This window comes from Peribacillus huizhouensis (assembly GCF_014138605.1).
GTDB lineage: Bacteria > Bacillota > Bacilli > Bacillales > DSM-1321 > Peribacillus > Peribacillus huizhouensis.
This window is the reverse complement of record NZ_JACJHX010000013.1, coordinates 1-18,994: the sequence shown is the minus strand read 5'-3', so window position 1 is coordinate 18,994 and position 18,994 is coordinate 1. Positions and strand designations below refer to the sequence as shown.

Below are 18,994 nucleotides of genomic sequence, written 5' to 3'. Positions count from 1 at the left end.
CCTTTTTTTGAAGGATTATCTATGTTAATTTAAGCTATTAGTTCATGGTCAAACCGCCATCTACTGTGAAATTTTGACCTGTAATACCGTTCGCATTTTCCGAAGATAAATAAGCGACCATGTTGGCTACATCTTGAGGTGTGGTCACCTTCTTCAATGGCGTTGATTGAGCAATTAAATCGAATACTTCTGGTGTTGTAACAGCACTTGCGTCAGTCGTTTTTAATAATCCACCTGAAACTACATTCGCTTTTATACCATATATACCCAATTCAGAAGCGATATTACGTGTAAAACCGATTAATCCAGCTTTAGCTGTTGTATATTCGTGGTAGGGTACAACAGGATTTTGATATAAATTAGTACCTATACCTATAATACTCCCATTTTGCCGCTCAATAAATTGAGGTATGACGCTTTGAACTACATTAAATGATGCTTTTAAAGTACCATCTAGTTGTTTTTGATAATCATCCCAAGTGAGTTCTGTGAAGGGTTTCTGTTTGTTTGGATCAAATTTGAAGTCTACTAATGCATTGTTGACTACAACATCAATTTGACCAAAATATTCCGTTGCTTTTTTTATCAAGTTATCTACTTCTTTACGATTTGTTACATCAGCCCGAATTGCAATAGCATTCTCTTCACCAATCTCAGAAACGAGCTTCTCAGCAGCATCTTTGCTTTTATAGTAATTGATTACCACTTGAAATCCTTGTTGTGCCAATGTCTTTACAATAATTGCTCCTAAACCTCTACTACTACCAGTTACTAATACTGTTCTATTCATCATTACAACTCCTATGTTTTTTAATTTTGATGAAACTTAAATAATAAAATGATAGATAAAATAAAAAATACGCAACCTTCCCATAGGAAAGTTGCGTAAAAACAAATAACTACATAGCAAGAATAAGTCACAATCGCTCTTTAAGTATGTATTAGAGTTTACACTTTCCTACGCTAGTATCAGCTAGTTCAGGTTCAAAGGGTTTGAGGTAATCCTCATCTCAGTTAAATAACACCCCTAGTGCATATATTTAAGTTATATTCAATGTTATAGTTTTAAGAAATTTCTGTCAAGTAAATATGGCTAGTTAAAGTATTTCTATAACTTTGTTATATGGATCTCACGCATTTCTTTCACATATGTTCTGACAGTACTTTCCCCAATCACCAAGTCAGGATAACGCTTCAGGAGCCAATCTCTGATTTTTGCTGCACTAAGGTGCGGATACTCTTCCAGCCAGGCAATAATCCAGTCTCGATAAGATGCTAACTTTCTAGGTTTTCGATGAGGGCCTTCTAAAAGTTTTTTAGTCTCCTCAAATGTCATCTGTAAGTATTTATAGATCGTAGATCGTGACACTTTAAGTTCTTTTGCGATTTGTGACTTTCTAAACTTTTGCACATACAATTGATGTATCTGTAATACAACATAAATTTCTCCTCCAAAATCCTCCCCTCAATAAAATAACAATTATTATTAGTTTACTAGAGTTTTAAATTGATGAAGCAAAAGTGTAAAATTCAGCCTAGCGTTTACATCTACTTCTTTTTTCATTAACTAGACCCTTAATCGAATAACTTAGAGCTTCTTTCACTTCCTAATAACCCCTTCTCTTTATTCCAGAAAATGGCCCGATTATTGAATAGATGACTCGCATTTCTCAATCAATTTCTTGTCCATTTACAACAAACAAATTTTAAATGATCAAACTGTATATTTAATTCACGTCCTTTGAATAGAACAGAAAGGCTACTTCTTCCATAATGCTGCTTATTTGTTGAGATTATGCAGATGTTTGTTACCCCGTTCTAAATTTAAACGAGGTAAAAATATAGTTGTTTTATTTTGATGTAAGATTCTTCACTAAACTAAAAAATATAACTATAAAGTCGTTAAAAAATCTATATTTTATTAAACAATAGCGCCCGACTGTGGAACAACTCATTACAGGAAGGCTGGCCTTGTAGAAGTAATTAAAGACCAAATCACATTTGCGATTTGGTCTTTAATTTCATCCTCTTTCCAAAAAATTATCTATTTAGAATTAACATTCCATCGATTTTTTTCAAGTGCAGCCTGTTCATTAACCACATCTTTTTTCAATTGCATAGATAGAATGAATCCTAAAAGCAAAAGTCCGCAGCAAAGCAGTAATGCAGACGGTATGCCTCCCATATGGTCAATCATCCAGCCGCCAAGTCCGGGACCTGCCAGCTGTCCAACGGCAAAAAAGACCGTAGCGTAGCCTAATGCGATCGGAGCGTATGATTGATGAATCTGCTCTGTTGAAAGCGCCAGAATAAGTGAAAGCATGCCGACAATTGTACTGCCCCAAAGAATCTGGCTGATGCCAAAGCCAATATATTCTGGATAAATGACTGGAAACACCATCGAAACAGCTCCAATAAACAGTGTAATAAGCAGCGATTTCTTCCGGCCGATTTTATCTGAAACCGCGCCCCATATTGGTCCGCTAAATATCGAGATAAAACCGCCTAACGCCATAATCCGGCCAGCAGAATAGCGGTCAAGATTCGCCTCTAACATAAAACTGAATAAGAAGCTTTGCGGGATTAAATAAGCAAAGCCAATCAATCCATAAATAATTGCTACAGTAAGGACCCCTTTATGCAAATAGACTTCACGGATTAAGGATCCGCTTTTTTGAGCCTTCTTGCGTAAAGGAACGGGAGGATCCCGCAGGATAAAGTAGGCACAAACGACAGACAGCAAGGAGATTATCCCATATAAAATCCACAGGATGCGCCAGCCATTATTTGAAAACCATGCGGTAAAATACGGGATGAACAAGCTTGATATAACAGTTCCCAAGCCTAATCCACAGAGAAGAAATCCGATCATCAGCCCTCTATGCTTCGGAAACCAACCAACAACAATATTAACTAGTGGCGTATATGCAAACGCCGTTCCGATTCCAAGTAGCGCCATTCCTGCCAAACAAGCAAGATAACTTTGTATCATCGAAATGAAAAATAGCCCAAAGGCAACAAGCAATGTCCCGAGAATGACTAATTTCTTCGATCCCCACTTCGATGCTAAAATACCGGCAAAAAGAACCATCCCTAAATAGCCGATTGATGTTGCCGTCCCTAACAGACCAGCCTGTGCATATGTAAGCGATAAACTTTTTTTCATAAATGGCATCAAAATACCATAAGACATTCTCCCAAAACCTTGAACACTTATCGTAACCATTATGCTTGCAAAAGCATATTTCCAAATTTTCAGGTTATCACCAATCATTTAACACCTCAAATCTATTCGTGTTTGCACGTATATAATTGTTTTAGGCTCTAACCGTTTAATTTTAAAAATAAAGAGTAAAATATTTTTAAATATTTAGATAATAGAAATTCTTTTTTCTAACATAACTCTATTGTGTAAACATTTAAATTGGAGTTTAATTACAAAGTTTATGCTATTAGTCATCATATTTTGTATTAACTGCATAATTACATTGTTAATCTGCGATAAAAATAATTCCAAATAATGAATGTTAAATGGCCTAATTGTTGTATAGAATGGCTCGCATTGGATTTCAAAGCTACATTGAGTTAATAGTACATGCAATTCTTTATCCTCACCCGAAATGGGGTTGCCACTTTTACAAAAAACTATAAAATCTTTCATGTCCATTTTTATTAATCACCTCTCTTCAATATCAATCGTTATTTCGATATTTCCTGGATCGTTTTCTAATATTTCGACTCCCTCTGTGATTTCGCCGATTTTTACAAGACCACTGATATACTCATTACAATCTTAATAATAGATGACTAATGTTTGCCACTGAAGCGGTGCTACTAATTAAATCTGGACGTATTCAGCAATTACAATATTTCGATAAACCCTTCTGTTCCATGCACGCGAATTCGTTGCCCATCTTTTATCAGATTGGTGGCATTTTCCACCCCAACAATTGCTGGTAAGCCATATTCACGTGCGATAACTGCTCCATGGGTCATCAGTCCACCAACTTCGGTGACTAGGCCTTTTATGGATACAAACAATGGTGTCCAGCTAGGGTCAGTAAAGGAGGTGACTAATATATCTCCATCCTCTAGATCAGCATCTTCTATGTTTAAGATGACACGTGCTCGTCCCTCTATAACACCGGAAGAAACAGGTAGACCTACAATAGCTTCGGCTGGGAGATTTTCTCGTTTGTACTCCCCTACAATGATTTCACCATCAGACGTGATTACACGTGGCGGAGTTAGTTTGTCATATAATTTGTACTCGTCTTTTCGTTTGCTGATGATCTGGTAATCTAGTTTATTTGTGGATATGACTTCGTGAAGTTCTTCAAATGTGAGATAGTATATATCTTCTTTTTCATGAATAACGTTGGCTTGTACGAGTTGTTCGGCTTCTTTCAGTAAAGCCTGCTTATATACGAAGTAGCGATTAATCATGCCGTATTTTGGATATTCCCTAAACCCGCTGAAATTCCGGATTAGGTCGATCATTCGTTTTGTTTCTCTGGCTTTTTGTTCACCATCCGGAAATTTCTTCAATCGATCTAATAACTCTTGTTCTTTTTTCAAAGCAACTTGCCGCCCCTGCTCAAATTTCCGATTGCTTGCATTAGGCTCAAAGTTTTTGATGTTATTGAGAATCATAGGGACAAGTGTAGTTGGTTTTTCTCTCCAACGAGTTTTAGTCATATCGATTTCTCCGGTACATCGCATTCCGTATTTGCTGAGAAAAGCTATTATTGCGTCTTGGATTTCCTGTCCACCATCAAACTTAACCAGTTCATCCAAAAAGTTATCATCTTTTACATGTTGTAAAAAATCAATTATTTCTGGATGAGGACGAATCACATCTGCGACATCCAATAGCGCAAGACCCATTTTCGAAGTAATATTGTTTGGTACGGATTGAGAAAGCATATCTGCTACGTTTTTTTCACCTAACCACTTGTTCATATTTTCATTGATCCATGATGAAGCATCCTGTGCCGCCATAATCACACCCAAACTTTGTGGGTCAAATAAAATCTTCTTTAATTGCTGGATATCTTCTAGAATAAAATCAAATAATTCAGATCCTGATTTCGTTTGGATGTTTTGTTTTAACTCTTCTATCGATGTTTGACTACTCTTAATCAAATCAGAAACGATTGTCGGATCGTTTTCGATTTGTGCTTGAAAACCTGCAGACGACATACCTTTATTGCTTTTACTGGGACTCAGTTCTTTTTTATCGTTTGGTAACGAATTTATAAAATCTCCTCGCTCTATTATGGTCATAAGTGCGTCTTTGATGAGCGGATCGGATTGTCCCAGGGTATCTAATAAAATTTCTCTGCTAACAGGTGTAACCAAATTATGTGTGATATCAACAAACAACCTTCCACCAGCTTTACGCATTGGTGCAGGAGTCGTTAACAGGAAAAAAGACAATCCCAGTGGTTTCATGGTTTCGGTCATCATTTGTTGATGACCGACAGATACGTAAACGTGATTTTCTTGATCATTCGCTTCAGGGATCGGGTATAAAGTAGTGATTGGCCGACTCTGGACAATATAAAATGTATCATCAACCAAACACCATTCGATATCTTGTGGACAACCAAAATAAGATTCGATCTGTCTTCCTATCTGAGCTAGTTGTAATATTTGAAGTTCAGTAAGTGTTTGAGCTTTTTGCTGATCAGGATCGATCTGCTGTGTCTCTGTTCCGCCCTCTTTTAGTCCATAGATAGCCAATTTTTTAGCTGCTATCATCTTATCGACGATTTTATCTTCCTGCACTTTATAACAATCGGCAGATACCAAGCCGGAGACCAGTGCTTCTCCAAGCCCAAAACTGGCAGCGATTGATAGTAACTTTCGGTTAGAGGTAATCGGATCAGCGGTAAATAAAATCCCTGAAGCCTGTGGGAAAACCATCCTTTGAACGATAACGGATAAATAAACTTGTCTGTGGTCAAATCTATTTTGTATTCGGTATATTACCGCCCGATCTGTAAATAGAGAAGCCCAACATTTTCTGATATGCTGCAAGATGGCTTCTTTTCCGATGATATTTAAATAGGTGTCTTGTTGACCAGCAAAAGAGGCATGTGGCAAATCTTCAGCGGTCGCACTAGAACGCACAGCATAAGCATGTTCATCGCCAAATTGGGTGAGATAGTCAGCAACTGCTTTCACAACATCGGAAGGAATTTCTACTTCTATAATAATTTGTCGAATCTTCCTGCTGATTTCACCAATTTGATCACGATCCTCTACTTTTAGCATTCTTAGCTGATCCAACAAAGCAAAATACGTTTTGTTTAGTTCGATGGCTTTTTGATATCCAACTGTTGTAATACAAAATCCTTCTGGTACTTGTATTCCATCAATTTTTGATAATTTCCCTAAATTTAACCCTTTTCCTCCAACGAGCAAAAGCTGTGTTTTTTCTATCTCCTGAAAACCGAGAACCAAAGAACTCATTCTACATCTCTCCTAACCATTAATGTTCTATTGATTTTAGCAGTAGTAAATGAGAATAATAAGTCTATATTAACCATTTTTTAAATGTTATAATTAAATTAGGAAGAGTTCAAAAAAATAGCTAGACGCTACCATAAAGTAAGCTGATGCCCCTGATCATCCCCTCGAAAGCAGTTCATATATTTTTTAAACCACGATATGAATATGATTAAAATCAACTTTTTTCCATTTATTTTGTTTACTTCCCCTAAAATATAAAAATTCCTAATATTAATATGAGATTAGAGCTATTATTAAACTAACCAGCACCGTTAGTAAAACAAGAAAAAAAGCCTCCCATCGGAAGCCTTTAGCATTGCATACTTGAAAAGACAACAATAGGATATATTAAACATCTTCACTCTACCTTATTCCAGTCCTATTGCTGAAATTTGGATAACTCAGTTTTCTTTATGCGTATATTCACATATTCATCAACCGGGCCATTCCCACTCGTATTTGGGTAAGCATATGTATTAGTATATTCACTACCTTGATTGGTTATATATAATTGCTTATTCTTAGGTTTTAGTATTAAAAAGACTAACAGGAGAATTGTTAGCCCCAGGAACAAAACTGTCAGGTAAACCAAATACTTTACATAAAGATTATTAAAAATCGCATCAGTTATACGCGTTTTTCCTATCGAATACGCTACTAAATAATTAATGACACTCACAAAGAGTGATATAAACGTTGCAATGCACGAAACTTGAATACTCCCGTTTGTGGAAGCTATGTTGGATCAACAAATCTATTATTACGGCTATTTTCAATCGTTTTAGTTATGGAAGATTTCTTTCCAGCCGCCCTCGCCCATCTTTCATTTTGAACACCACCAAACTTTTGAATTGTTTTGATCAAACTAAATATTAAAGCTATAGTTCAGGAATCAATCTCCTTGAAAAAAATCATTAAAAACATTATCGTTTGACGATAATGTTTTACTTCTTTAGTATAATATGTAAAATAGGGAGGAGATTTCCAATAGATCTTTTTACCAAGACTGTTCTAAAATTTTTATCAATTATGTCGCTAATTGCTCAAGTTTTATGTGCCTTTGTTGGATTAGTGCTATTATTTGCGTCTGGATCTTTATTGTTAGTACCAACCGGAGTCAAAAAACAATTGCTACAGTATGCAGATTTAAACTCAAACACAAATCTATCAGTATGGTTTTTAGTACTTTCTTGCTTAGTCGCGCTAGCAATTATTACTTGTTTGTTTATCATTATGTACGCTCTACACAAGATAATTGGTAATATTTACGAACAACACTTCTTTGTTTCTCGAAATCTTAAATACCTAAAACTAATCTTAATCTCGATCACTAGCTTTACCGTTTTGAACTTCATTAGTCAGCTCTTATTTGCGCAAGTACATGTGTACAATGTTAGTGATATTTTTCCAGATTCTTGGCCAAGTTTAATAGGAAACATTCTTTTGTTATCCATCGTTTATACGCTTTATGTGGTTTTAAAATACGGCATATCTTTACAAGACGATTCTAACAATGTGATTTAGGTGGGAAATCCCTATGATAAAAATCAATCTAGATCGAGTAATGCTAGAAAGAAAAATTTCTACAAAAGCGTTAGCAGAAAAAATTAGAATTACCCAAGTTAACTTATCAATACTAAAAACAGGTAAAGCGTGGTATTCGCTTTGCCACATTAGAAAAAATCTGCCAGACATTAAATTGTCAGCCTGGTGATATACTCGAATATGAAGAAAAAACTGACATATAACAAAACAATTGTTATATGTCAGTTTTCAACTATTCCGCAATATGGCCCGTTGAACACAAGATAAATAACACTCTTCAACTAAACTGCTTCGTTAACACAATAAGAAAAAAAGAGCTGTCTAAACAGCTCAAGGATCTTCAAGTAAAGCCCCCGTTAGCCATCCATGTAGCGCAAAATCAACACTACACTACAGAAAATGAAAGATTATTACTTTCTTTCATGGGAGTTGTTATGTTCTACGCTAACGGGTTAGGAATGACAATTCATTCCCTTGCTGACGACTGACGTAATCGAAATTTTTTTGGGGGATGTTCTTATGAAAAAGATAATTGGATTAAGTTTTATTCTATTTGCTGGTATCACGTTATCCGGATGTTCCGGTATAATAGAAAATTCTTTAGATTCAAGTGATAGAGCTGTTTATGAAATTGCTATTAAACAAGAAACTGGAAACGGAAGTATTGAATTATTAACACCAACAATTACAACAAAAGATAATCAATTAGAATTTATAACTGAGGGAATTGATGAAAATAAAATGACCTTTATCGTTGTTGCCAATAAAAAAGTATTTGAACAAAAAATAAAAAATGATGAATCCTACAAACTTAACATTATGGGTATCAAAGATGCTCATAGGACGGACTACAAGCCAAAAGTTCAACTTATGCAAACTAAAGATGATACTGAAAATGGAGACATAGTAACCTTTAAACAAGTTAGATATACAGTTAAAAAAGATTAGTTTATAGTTATTTAATTCCCATCCTAATGAAAAATTATTGAAACATATTTCTCCATTAGGATGAGAACACATTAGTGGTCCTACTCCTTATTGTAGTAAACCACCCTAAAGTTTAAGTAGAAATCTTCACGATCTTTTCTTTATCCTAACAAGCTCTAATCTCTTAAATGTGTTGAGGCATTACCAAAAGACGCCCTCTTATTAAAGAAAAGCACCCTACAATGGAATAACTAAGGTACTTATATTAGCCTGGTATAGTTCTATAAGAACAGTAAAAATTTAAATCTGAAGAGCTTTTTGTACTGATTTTTTCATTGCTTCTACAAAGTTCTGACGTGTCTCTTCAGATAATTCTAATAAGGAAAGATAGGGATTTAAATCTTCTAATTCGACTAATAAAAGCTCCCCTTGTTTGCTTTTACAGGCATCTACTCGTTGAATTCCCCAGTCAAGATTATTCCAGTCGATGAAACGTTTAGCAAAAGCTAAATCTTCTTCCATAGGTACATACTCTTTCAATTCCCATCTTTTATCTTTATCTGGTGCATAAAGAGCATACTGAAATTCTTTGTCGATAAAATAAAATGAGACTTCATATTCAAAATTGATAAATGGTTGTACCAATGTATTTTTCGATTCTGAATTAACTTTTTCACTCAGTTCATCTTTTGTAACAAATTCCATCCCGATAGAGTCTGCTCCATCTTTCGGCTTTACGATATACCTGTCTACGCTAGGGAGTTTATTTAGGGAATCAAGGGTATCAATCGTTGGAATAACAGGAAAATTAGCATTTGTTAGTTCAATTAAATATTCTTTTCCGTTCATATCAGCCTTCCCATCAAACGAATTATATGTGTTTAAATGTTTAGAAACAATTCGGTTGCGGAATGCTTCATATTTGTCTTTAAAATTTGCGACTATACCTGCATTTCGGAAAACAATTAAATCAGCATGATCTTCAAATGCTTCAATATCTTCAGGATGACAGATGACCAAATTAAAGGCTTCTCTAAGTTTAGAAGTTAGAAAAAAATCCTCTTCATAATAGTTTCTTCCTTTTGCTTCATAATATAAATCTGTTACAAATAGTAGCGTCTGCATTACGCCTTCACCTGCTTTTCTTAAATTTTTATTGTAAAAACATCCCAAAAAACAAAAAAATCCCGTCTCAGTAAGAGACGAGATTGAAACTCGCGGTACCACTCTTGTTTAATAAAATGTTTGAATAACACTTTACTACCCTTTACAAACGTACAATCATACGTTGTCCCTTGTAACGGAGGAAACCGATAAAGCTTACTAAACATTCGGCTTTACTTCTCGGAGATGATTTTCGGTTATTATCTGAATACTGGTTTTCAGCAAAACACCAGCTCTCTTTGGAACAGAAACAATAACGTACTCTTTCTCTTCATAGAATTTAAATCAAATTCGAATAATTAGACGTTATTATATATTTATTCAGAAAAAAAGGCAAATGGTTATTTAAGGAGGTTTATTGAATTTCTTTATACAATTATTTGCTTCAACACTTTAATATCCAATTACCTTTAGATGTGTTGCTCCACAAACTACCCCGATTGTTGAATAAGAGCTAAAGACGATTCTTCAACTATACTGCCCAGATAGTTGCATAAAAAAAAGCTGCCTGTTAAAGACTGCTCCGATCCTAAGCTAAAGCACTCCGTTAGTTAAAGAAGTTTATTTAAATCGATTGATTGAAAAAGGAGAAATGTTTTGTTCTGTCTTCCCTGAAATAATCAATTCACTTAAAATCTGACCAACTACACTGCTAAATTTAAAGCCATGTCCTGAGAAGCCTGATGCAATGGCAACGTTTGAATAGTTAGGATGCAAATCGATAATGAAATCTTCATCAGGAGTCAGTGTATACATACAGGTTTTACCGTACTTCAATTGTTGTGTAGAAGGCATATAGTGATGTAAAAATTGTCTTAAATCTGTCTCGTCTTTCTCTAGTTCACCAAATCCTAGGATGGCTTCATCTGGATTGATTGTTTCTCCTCCATCATGTCGGCCTACTTTTAATCCGGAACCATTGATGCTTGGAAAACCATAATATTGTCCTTGAGATGTCTCAAACGTAAAGGCTGGAAAATCCTTATGATTATACAAATCTTCATTGACATCAAACCAAGCAAATGTTTTTCTTACTGGATTTAGAGGGAGATTTAAATCTAACATGGAAAGGAGACTTCCTGACCATGCTCCTGCTGAAACTACTAACGCATCTGCGTTAAAAGTTTGACCCTCGGTTTTGATGGTAACTCTTTTATCATGAACCGATAATTCTCTCACTTTACTATTGGTTAAGATGGTAGCTCCGTGTCGCTCTGCAAGTTCTCGATAGGCTTCAATGCATTCCTCACATTTCAGCACTCCTGATGTTGGTTCAAAGCAGCCAATATACTTGTTTGGTAAAGTGATGCCCGGCCAACGCTTATTCACTTCAATTGAATCTAAAACCTCAAGTGGCAATGAATAGGCTTTTGAACTTGAGATGATATTCTGAATAAAATCCGTTTTTTCATGGCCCGCGTTTAGAACTCCGGTTGGGAGAAATAATTGTTTTCCCGTCACTTTCTCTAATTCGTTCCATAATTTTTGAGCCTTGAGCGCCAACGGAACGTATTCTTCACCTTCACCATACGCATGTCGAATGATTCTAGTGTCACCGTGATGACTCCCTTTGTTATGGGGCGGGCTAAAGGAATCTACTAATAAAGTTCTTTTCCCACTCTTTGATAAAAAATAACCTGCCGCCATCCCCATCGAACCTGCTCCAATTACAATTACGTCATAATGCATAGTACGTTCCCCCTCGTAAATAAATCCCCTACAACTAAAGTCTTAAGTATTGGGTAATATTTTCTTATTTTAACTAATATTCTAACACTTAACAATCACGCTAACCTGCTTCGTTTAGCTTAAGTACAATCCTCACAATCTCATCGATAAATATCCAATTTTCTTTTAAAATGCTCCTCCACAATATGGTCTGATTGTTGAATAGAATGACTCACATCCTTTTATACAACTTTATTTATATTAAACAACTTTTTTCTCACTTAACAGTGCTGAAAAAATAGTTAACTCTTGATCTTGTAGTTACGATAGGGTTTATTTTTTGTTACAAAACTCGTGAATTTATGGACTACCATTATAATCTGTATAACCATGCACATGTAATTGTGAATTATTGCAGAATATATTATCTTATAAAGAAGAATTTTAAAAACAAAAGTGGTATGAGAAATATCTCATACCATTTATTTAAAAGTTACAAGCCAATTGAGTGTTTTGTCACCAAAATCTGTTAGAGTATAAACTAAGTTTTGTTTTTGCCATTTTGCAAGGCTACCTTTATGTTCTGTATCAATATGCAAATGCCCATACTGCTTTGGAATTGGTATCCTATTCGTTTCCAAAAATTCTACAGTTTCTTTTGCTGTCGCTAAGCTTTCTTCTAATTTTTCTGTTGTTGAACGTGCGATAATGGCCCAGCGTCCTTCATTCCAACTTGTAAATAATGAGCCCGCTCCTGCATCTTGATACCCAGTTATGCCATGACCTAAATTAACAGTTTCACCATCAGTGAAAACGGTTTTATCTATTTCTTCACTTGCTGCTTCTGCCGTTGCATATTTAGTAATTACTAAATGCCCAATTATTTGCCCAGTTTTTTTTATATTCGGATCGTTTATAGCTAGTTCTCTTTCTGTTTCATAAAATTCAAAAGTTACTACATCCTGTTGTGAAGATGCGATAGCAGTTAAATATTTTCCTTGTGTGACAAAGAAATCTGTAGGTAACGTAATGTCCCATTCACTTGGAATAATGCTTTGGAAACTTCTTGGATCTGTATCGCTTTCACTTGCTCCATTTGTATTTGTTTCAACACGTTCTTCATTTTCTGTACCTTGTTCTTCCGTCTGACCATTAGCTACTTCAACATCGTTTACTATTTGTTCTTTATTTTGCGTTTGTAACACTGTTTCGTCTTCATTTCCACAAGCAGTCATTACCACAATAATAAAAGTTAGTATTATTAGTTTTTTCATCGCACTTCCTCTTTTCTTTTTTATTTCTCACCTTTTAGTTTATGAATTTTCTATACTATTTTCAGTTTAATTCCATAAACAGATTTTCCCTTTTTTCCTTTTTCCTAAACTTCTTTTAGTCAGGAAAGCTACATTTAGCACAAAATACATGCGGTGTTGTGTTGGCTGTCCATTGTGGAACAAGGCGCATCCCCTGTTACTAGGAATATCCCCAAAGGCTTATTCTGTTAAATGGCCCTATAACGAAAAAAAGCGATCTTCTTTATTGAAGAATCGCGCCCGATTGTGGTAATTCAAAGTATTAAAACAAACTTTCATAAATGTTATCTGTTGTTCAACCAAGGAAGAACTTCTTCATGTTTATAGGTATTTTCAGTTTCTGAAATAATTTGAGAAAGAAGAATATCAATGGAATCCGTTAATGAGTTTAGCGCTTGTAGGACTGACCCATTCTCAAATTGATCCAATGGCTCAGGTAACTCATCCTCATCTAAAATAAAATAGTCTCCATTAGGAAGAACCATAATATCAATAATCAAATCCTCAAAGGATACCAATTTATCGGTTAAATATGTATTTTTTACAATATTAAAATAGGAGCCTAAATACTTCCCTTTATTATCTCTCCAGATGTATAAATTATATGGACGATCTTTCCAGTAATATGCGATTGTATAGCTACCTTTAGGAATAATTAATGTGGTTTGGTTTGCTATCATCGTAAAGGATTCTTGTATGATATGGAAAAGCACTACATTTTGATTTTGTACTTTTAACAGCTTACAGCTATATTCTACAACTACGGAGTCGTACCGTATTTTTCTTTCAATTATTTTATCGCCACTTTGAATAGTTGGAAAACTTAAATTCACCACTGTTTTAGTTTCTCCTTCCTAGCTAATGTTCCTTCCCATAACAATTGTCTTTATTAATCATAACATAGATTTATCCTTTCCCTTTCTTAATCGTACATCGCTGATAAACCATTATTTTATTCTATTAAATGGCCCTATAACGGAAGTTTATTTGTAGGATATAGGCTCCACAGATGTTAAAGAAAAGCTTCATTATATGGAAGATTACTTCCTAAGGAGGGAATAAACATATGTATTATATGCATTTCCATCTTGGTACATATAATCCCTTAAAACTCCCTCTTTTTGAAAACCTACTTTTTCTAATAATTTATTCGATGCTTCATTTTCAATAAATACAACGGCACCTATACGGGTTAAACCCATCACATCAAAGCCATATGAAAGAACTTTAGATACAGCTTCTGAAGTGTATCCTTTTCTCCACTGTTCTGGATGAATTTCGTAACCAATTTCAGCTCGTTTATGTTTTGGTGACCAAGCATTGAAGCCAATTGTTCCAATTATGCCTGTGGTTTCTTTTCGCTCAATCCCCCATCGTATACCTCTTTTTTCATAATAGTTTCTTGAGAAGAAATCTACGAATTTTTCTGCTTCTTCAATACTTTTTAATGTTTCTTGTCCGTAAAAACGTGTTACATCATTGTTAGAAAAACAAGCAAAAATGCCTTCTGCATCTTCATATGTTAATTCTCGTAATACTAGTCTGTCTGTTTCTAATGTAGGAAACATTTAATCTCTCCCTTTATTTAGTTCTTAATTTTGACATTTATTTAATAACAATTATTTCAAATCACCATAAATTCCACAATCTCTTTATTCAATTAAATGGCCCTATAACGAAAAAAAGCGATCTTCTTTATTGAAGAATCACGCCCTTTTCTGTAATAAACAAAAAGCTTCTATTAGCTGGTATTGCTTAACAAAGGAATTGTAAAACTGCAAATTTCCTCTTGGTTTCTTGAACAAGAACTAACTTTTCAATAATTAAGCCGATAATTCTATTATTTAGAATTATCAGCATAATTAATTTATTATTTTGAATAGATATAATCTTTTTCAACAGGGAGTTGTAAGATGGATACCATATTGTTAACGGCACTAAACAAAGCTTTTACCGAGGAAGTCATAATATCAGTGTCAATTCCGCAACCCCAATATACAGCATCATTCTTCACGGTAATTCCTACATAAGATACAGCATTTGATCCTGAGCCTATTTCTAGCGCATGCTGCTTATAAACCAAATCTGTATAGTCGAGGCCCAGTTGTGTTTGAAGAGCGTTGCTAATCGCATCAAGTCTACCATTTCCCACACCGGTAAAATCATGTTCTTCATTATTCATCTGGACCGATACAATCGTTTCGTAATGATCATTTTGAGTATATTTGTAGCGGATAAATTCGATGGGAGTGTTAACATTCACATATTCATTGATGAAAATGTCATAGATGTCATTCGGCATAAGTTCCTTGTGCTGACGATCTGAAACATTTTTCACACTATATCCGAAGCTCTCACGCATTTCGGCAGGTAGATCGATTCCATAACTTTGCTGAAGGATAAAACCGATCCCCCCCTTACCGGATTGACTGTTAATTCGGATGATATCTCCCTCGTATTCTCTGCCTATATCCAACGGATCAATTGTTAGATAAGGTACAGTCCAATATTGACGTACTTCTTCATCGCGCCATTTCATCCCTTTTGCAATGGCATCTTGATGGGAACCTGAAAATGCTGTAAAGACAAGTTCACCGCCGTATGGGTGTCTTTCATGAACCTTCATTCTTGTTAATTTTTCATATTTGGAAATAATGGCAGGGATATTTTCAAAATTAAGCTTTGGATCCACCCCATGTGAAAACATGTTTAATGCAAGCGTGACGATGTCCACATTCCCTGTTCTTTCTCCATTTCCGAACAACGTTCCTTCGACCCTTTGCGCCCCGGCAAGCATTCCTAGCTCGGCAGCTGCAACCCCAGTTCCTCTGTCATTGTGTGGATGAAGAGATAGGATGACATGATCTCGGTAGCTCAGATGATCACTCATATACTCAATTTGACTTGCGTAAACGTGAGGCATAGACATTTGTACCGTATCTGGCAGGTTGATAATAACCTTGTTCTCAGCTGTCGGCTGCCAAATATCAAGTACCTTGTTGCAAATTTCAAGTGCAAACTCCATTTCTGTACCCGTAAAGCTTTCTGGGGAATATTGGAATTGAAAATTCCCTTCCGTTTCAGCTGCATATTTCTTAAGCATTTTTGCTCCTGTTACAGCAATATCAATAATTTCTTCCTTCGATTTTCTAAATACTTGTTCACGCTGCGCCAAAGATGTGGAATTGTACAAATGCACCACAGCTTTATTCGCACCCCGTAACGCCTCAAAAGTTTTTTTGATAATATGTTCTCTTGACTGTGTTAAAACTTGAATGGTTACATCATCTGGAATTAGATTTTCTTCAATTAAGGTACGTAAAAAAGCAAATTCAGTTTCCGAAGCAGCAGGAAAACCTACTTCGATTTCCTTGAAACCTACTTGTAAAAGCAATTGAAAGTATTCTAGCTTTTCCTCTAGACTCATCGGGACGACCAACGCTTGATTTCCATCGCGAAGATCCACACTACACCAGGTAGGAGCTTCTGTAATATACTCCTTCTCTGCCCATTTCAAGCTTTGCACTGGGGGCATAAAGTAACCTCTGGAATATTTATCGACATTTTTCATCCTGATTCCCACCTTTTCATTTATAATGATTAGATTATTTTAAAATAAAAAAGCCCCGTCTCTATATTTTTATAGAGACGAGGCATTGCTCGCGGTACCACTCTAATTGATTAATCGTAATAAAATTAACCCACTTATTTTCGGTGGCAATCACCACCTATCTTCATAACGGTAGAAAACCGACATCCCCTACTGCTTATGTTCAGGGAGTAGCTCATGGATGAGTTCAAAGGCTATAACTACCGATTCTCACCAACCATCGGCTCTCTACAAAATTATAAATCCTTTTACTAATTCCAATCTTTGCTTGTTGTTATTTAATTAAATACGATAATATATCGATAGACTTAAGTTGTCAATACTTAATTTTTCGAAAATAAAGATTAATATGAATTTATTTGACTTCCTTAATAGATAAACCCATATATTTTAAAACTCTTTTTTTAGTTTTCTGCACCATAGTTTAAGAATGTCTTTTCACAATCCATATATATTCAAACATAAAAATCCAAAGACTTTAGAAAAGATTCAACACATCTAGCCCGCTTCAAAACTTATTATTCAAGGAAAGCGCCCGATTGTTCAATAACCTCAGACAATTTAAAACTTTACCACCGATTTATTGCCCCTCATACGGTATTTACCTCAGTATAACAGTCCCAGTAGCTCATCACTTGGTATCTTTAACACATTAACTAGGCAAATCGCACACCCAGCATCGCTGTGACCAACCCAACAAGCGTGCCAAATATACACACCGCAAGCCAAATTTTCCTGCTCCGCGCTCCTTTCAATAAACACCATCCTGCAATAGCAAGTAAAATGCCCTCAATCAAAAACCACGGTTCGAACATGACCATATCCCACACTACGTACATATCATCGTGGATATGGTATGTCTCATTCCCCAAGCCAATCACACCTGCAATTTGCAAGCCACGATAAACAATGCCAAAAATGCCATGAGCAGTGGCTATCGAACACCCTAACATAGATATGGAAAGCAACAACGAGCGCAGAATTTTATTATTGCCTATATAAATGAAACCAATGCCTACGAGTCCTGCAGCAATAAAGATTGGTGTAGCAACCCAATTAATTAGTTGAAACTGGGAAGATGCAGCCACACTGGGTTTTAGTAGGAACAGCCCCATTCTTCCGCCTAAAGCCCAATATAGGTGTGGCAGCATATAAGCAATGGACCATACAAAAACAGCGATCCCCGCCCAAAAGGACGATTTTGATTGCGCTGGTTTCGACGACAGATTCGTATCCACTAACGATCACCTCGACAGTATCCTAAGATCCTTTGTGTAAGACTTGTACTTAACACTTAATCTACTTCTTACGTTATGATACTTAAAATTTTGGGCTATTAACCAATTCTTACTTGGAAAAGATGGACCAATGGAAGAAAATGAACACCGACAATAATAGCGATTATGAGAGTTATAAGTGCAAAAAAGAGTCCACTACTTCTTTATATATTTATATTCAGGGAGGCAAATGATTGAACTATTCTGCTTGCTCTTTTATCTCAATATGCCTTATTTAACGGAATGACCCAAAAATTGAAAAAGAGCACTTATCTTTGCTACGGATAAGCGCCTTTTAATTGAACTACGGTTATTTTTGCTATTTATGTGAACCTGATCATTTTATTGTTATTACATACGTCACACCGTCAAGTTCCAATTCCACTTTGTTGTCCCAGTTTAAAAATTCTTCACAAGTTATTAAGAGTCTATTGTTATACCAATTATGAAATTTTATTCTATCCATTTTTATTGGACTAGCTAGTAGTACTTTCTTATTTAATGTTGAATTTATAATTTCAATATCATAATAATCAGCTACTATAAACTCTCCTGAAGGACTAACTGTTATGTGTTGATATTGAGGTTGGTCTTCATATCCAATTAATTCTCCATTATTAGCGTTAAGTCTAAATAAATAATCAGAAGTTAGGACAAGAACGGCATTATATTTACTTGATACTGCAACTCCACTTGGAAATCCTCTAAAATTCCCACACCATTCAGTTGAATTTTCGTTGGTGAATTTTATCCAACTCCAACTTTGAGAGTTCCAAGGACTTGAAATATCATAGACCCTTTCTTTGTATTCTCCTGAAAAAGGTTGATTTATTACCTCTGCTTTGACTATCATATTTGTCCTCCATTAAATGGCCCTATAATCGAGTAGGGGGAAGATAATTTATATATTTTCGCCCCTCTCACACCACCGTACGTACGGTTCCGTATACGGCGGTTCAATTTATATTACAGTG

Annotated in this window: 13 protein-coding genes, 2 pseudogenes, 1 riboswitch and 2 other annotated features; of the genes and pseudogenes, 3 read left to right on the top strand and 12 right to left on the bottom strand. The window is 35.4% G+C overall.

Annotated elements, in window-relative coordinates:
* Positions 1 to 37: 37 nt before the first annotated feature.
* From HNP81_RS17230 to ppsA, 4 genes and pseudogenes are all read right to left on the bottom strand, one after another.
* Positions 38 to 790, bottom strand: a complete 753-nt coding sequence (locus HNP81_RS17230) for a 3-oxoacyl-ACP reductase (protein WP_182503491.1) — start codon at positions 788 to 790, stop codon at positions 38 to 40.
* Between the two features lie 148 nt (positions 791 to 938).
* Positions 939 to 1,039: riboswitch (TPP riboswitch) on the bottom strand.
* Between the two features lie 84 nt (positions 1,040 to 1,123).
* Positions 1,124 to 1,444 (bottom strand): annotated as a pseudogene (locus HNP81_RS17225) (helix-turn-helix domain-containing protein); the annotation flags it as partial.
* A 600-nt stretch (positions 1,445 to 2,044) separates the two neighbouring features.
* Entirely contained in the window at positions 2,045 to 3,274 is a 1,230-nt protein-coding gene (locus HNP81_RS17220; RefSeq protein WP_182503415.1) for a YbfB/YjiJ family MFS transporter, read from the bottom strand.
* Between the two features lie 587 nt (positions 3,275 to 3,861).
* Complete coding sequence (ppsA, locus tag HNP81_RS17215; protein WP_182503414.1) at positions 3,862 to 6,477, bottom strand: phosphoenolpyruvate synthase; 2,616 nt, start codon at positions 6,475 to 6,477, stop codon at positions 3,862 to 3,864.
* A 978-nt stretch (positions 6,478 to 7,455) separates the two neighbouring features.
* Here ppsA and HNP81_RS17210 point away from each other — a divergent pair.
* The 3 genes and pseudogenes from HNP81_RS17210 to HNP81_RS17200 all read left to right on the top strand — a co-directional run bounded on the left by HNP81_RS17210 (position 7,456) and on the right by HNP81_RS17200 (position 9,009).
* Positions 7,456 to 8,040 (top strand): DUF2975 domain-containing protein, encoded by a 585-nt coding sequence (locus tag HNP81_RS17210; RefSeq protein ID WP_220478617.1) that lies wholly within the window; start codon positions 7,456 to 7,458, stop codon positions 8,038 to 8,040.
* Between the two features lie 13 nt (positions 8,041 to 8,053).
* Positions 8,054 to 8,264 (top strand): annotated as a pseudogene (locus tag HNP81_RS17205) (helix-turn-helix domain-containing protein).
* A gap of 316 nt (positions 8,265 to 8,580) precedes the next feature.
* Positions 8,581 to 9,009 carry a hypothetical protein gene (locus HNP81_RS17200; RefSeq protein WP_182503413.1) on the top strand — a complete coding sequence of 143 codons (429 nt, stop codon included), beginning with the start codon at positions 8,581 to 8,583 and terminating at the stop codon, positions 9,007 to 9,009.
* A gap of 279 nt (positions 9,010 to 9,288) precedes the next feature.
* On the opposite strand, the gene HNP81_RS17195 is transcribed toward HNP81_RS17200, so the two are convergent.
* The 8 genes from HNP81_RS17195 to HNP81_RS17160 form a co-directional block, all read right to left on the bottom strand.
* Positions 9,289 to 10,113 carry an ATP-grasp domain-containing protein gene (locus tag HNP81_RS17195; protein ID WP_182503412.1) on the bottom strand — a complete coding sequence of 275 codons (825 nt, stop codon included), beginning with the start codon at positions 10,111 to 10,113 and terminating at the stop codon, positions 9,289 to 9,291.
* Positions 10,114 to 10,183: 70 nt separating this feature from the next.
* Positions 10,184 to 10,436 (bottom strand) — a binding site (T-box leader).
* Positions 10,437 to 10,713: 277 nt separating this feature from the next.
* Positions 10,714 to 11,841, bottom strand: a complete 1,128-nt coding sequence (gene solA / locus HNP81_RS17190) for an N-methyl-L-tryptophan oxidase (protein WP_182503411.1) — start codon at positions 11,839 to 11,841, stop codon at positions 10,714 to 10,716.
* Between the two features lie 461 nt (positions 11,842 to 12,302).
* Positions 12,303 to 13,094 (bottom strand): hypothetical protein, encoded by a 792-nt coding sequence (locus tag HNP81_RS17185; protein WP_182503410.1) that lies wholly within the window; start codon positions 13,092 to 13,094, stop codon positions 12,303 to 12,305.
* A 323-nt stretch (positions 13,095 to 13,417) separates the two neighbouring features.
* On the bottom strand, positions 13,418 to 13,966 hold the full coding sequence (locus HNP81_RS17180; protein WP_312859699.1) for a ribonuclease FAU-1 family protein: 549 nt from the start codon (positions 13,964 to 13,966) through the stop codon (positions 13,418 to 13,420).
* A gap of 207 nt (positions 13,967 to 14,173) precedes the next feature.
* Complete coding sequence (locus HNP81_RS17175) at positions 14,174 to 14,701, bottom strand: GNAT family N-acetyltransferase (protein WP_182503409.1); 528 nt, start codon at positions 14,699 to 14,701, stop codon at positions 14,174 to 14,176.
* 302 nt (positions 14,702 to 15,003) lie between these two features.
* Positions 15,004 to 16,704 (bottom strand): 2-isopropylmalate synthase, encoded by a 1,701-nt coding sequence (locus HNP81_RS17170; RefSeq protein ID WP_182503408.1) that lies wholly within the window; start codon positions 16,702 to 16,704, stop codon positions 15,004 to 15,006.
* Positions 16,705 to 16,774: 70 nt separating this feature from the next.
* Positions 16,775 to 17,017: a binding site (T-box leader), on the bottom strand.
* Positions 17,018 to 17,399: 382 nt separating this feature from the next.
* On the bottom strand, positions 17,400 to 17,981 hold the full coding sequence (locus tag HNP81_RS17165) for a DUF3995 domain-containing protein (protein ID WP_312859696.1): 582 nt from the start codon (positions 17,979 to 17,981) through the stop codon (positions 17,400 to 17,402).
* Positions 17,982 to 18,357: 376 nt separating this feature from the next.
* Entirely contained in the window at positions 18,358 to 18,873 is a 516-nt protein-coding gene (locus HNP81_RS17160) for a hypothetical protein (RefSeq protein WP_182503407.1), read from the bottom strand.
* Positions 18,874 to 18,994: the final 121 nt, after the last annotated feature.

Excerpts from the sequence above, each read along its gene's own strand:
- HNP81_RS17210 (WP_220478617.1), top strand. The coding sequence starts at position 7,456 with ATGTTTTACTTCTTTAGTATAATATGTAAAATAGGGAGGAGATTTCCA.
- HNP81_RS17220 (WP_182503415.1), bottom strand. The coding sequence starts at position 3,274 with ATGATTGGTGATAACCTGAAAATTTGGAAATATGCTTTTGCAAGCATA.
- HNP81_RS17185 (WP_182503410.1), bottom strand. The coding sequence starts at position 13,094 with ATGAAAAAACTAATAATACTAACTTTTATTATTGTGGTAATGACTGCT.
- HNP81_RS17175 (WP_182503409.1), bottom strand. The coding sequence starts at position 14,701 with ATGTTTCCTACATTAGAAACAGACAGACTAGTATTACGAGAATTAACA.
- HNP81_RS17195 (WP_182503412.1), bottom strand. The coding sequence starts at position 10,113 with ATGCAGACGCTACTATTTGTAACAGATTTATATTATGAAGCAAAAGGA.
- HNP81_RS17160 (WP_182503407.1), bottom strand. The coding sequence starts at position 18,873 with ATGATAGTCAAAGCAGAGGTAATAAATCAACCTTTTTCAGGAGAATAC.
- HNP81_RS17170 (WP_182503408.1), bottom strand. The coding sequence starts at position 16,704 with ATGAAAAATGTCGATAAATATTCCAGAGGTTACTTTATGCCCCCAGTG.
- ppsA (WP_182503414.1), bottom strand. The coding sequence starts at position 6,477 with ATGAGTTCTTTGGTTCTCGGTTTTCAGGAGATAGAAAAAACACAGCTT.
- solA (WP_182503411.1), bottom strand. The coding sequence starts at position 11,841 with ATGCATTATGACGTAATTGTAATTGGAGCAGGTTCGATGGGGATGGCG.
- HNP81_RS17230 (WP_182503491.1), bottom strand. The coding sequence starts at position 790 with ATGAATAGAACAGTATTAGTAACTGGTAGTAGTAGAGGTTTAGGAGCA.
- HNP81_RS17200 (WP_182503413.1), top strand. The coding sequence starts at position 8,581 with ATGAAAAAGATAATTGGATTAAGTTTTATTCTATTTGCTGGTATCACG.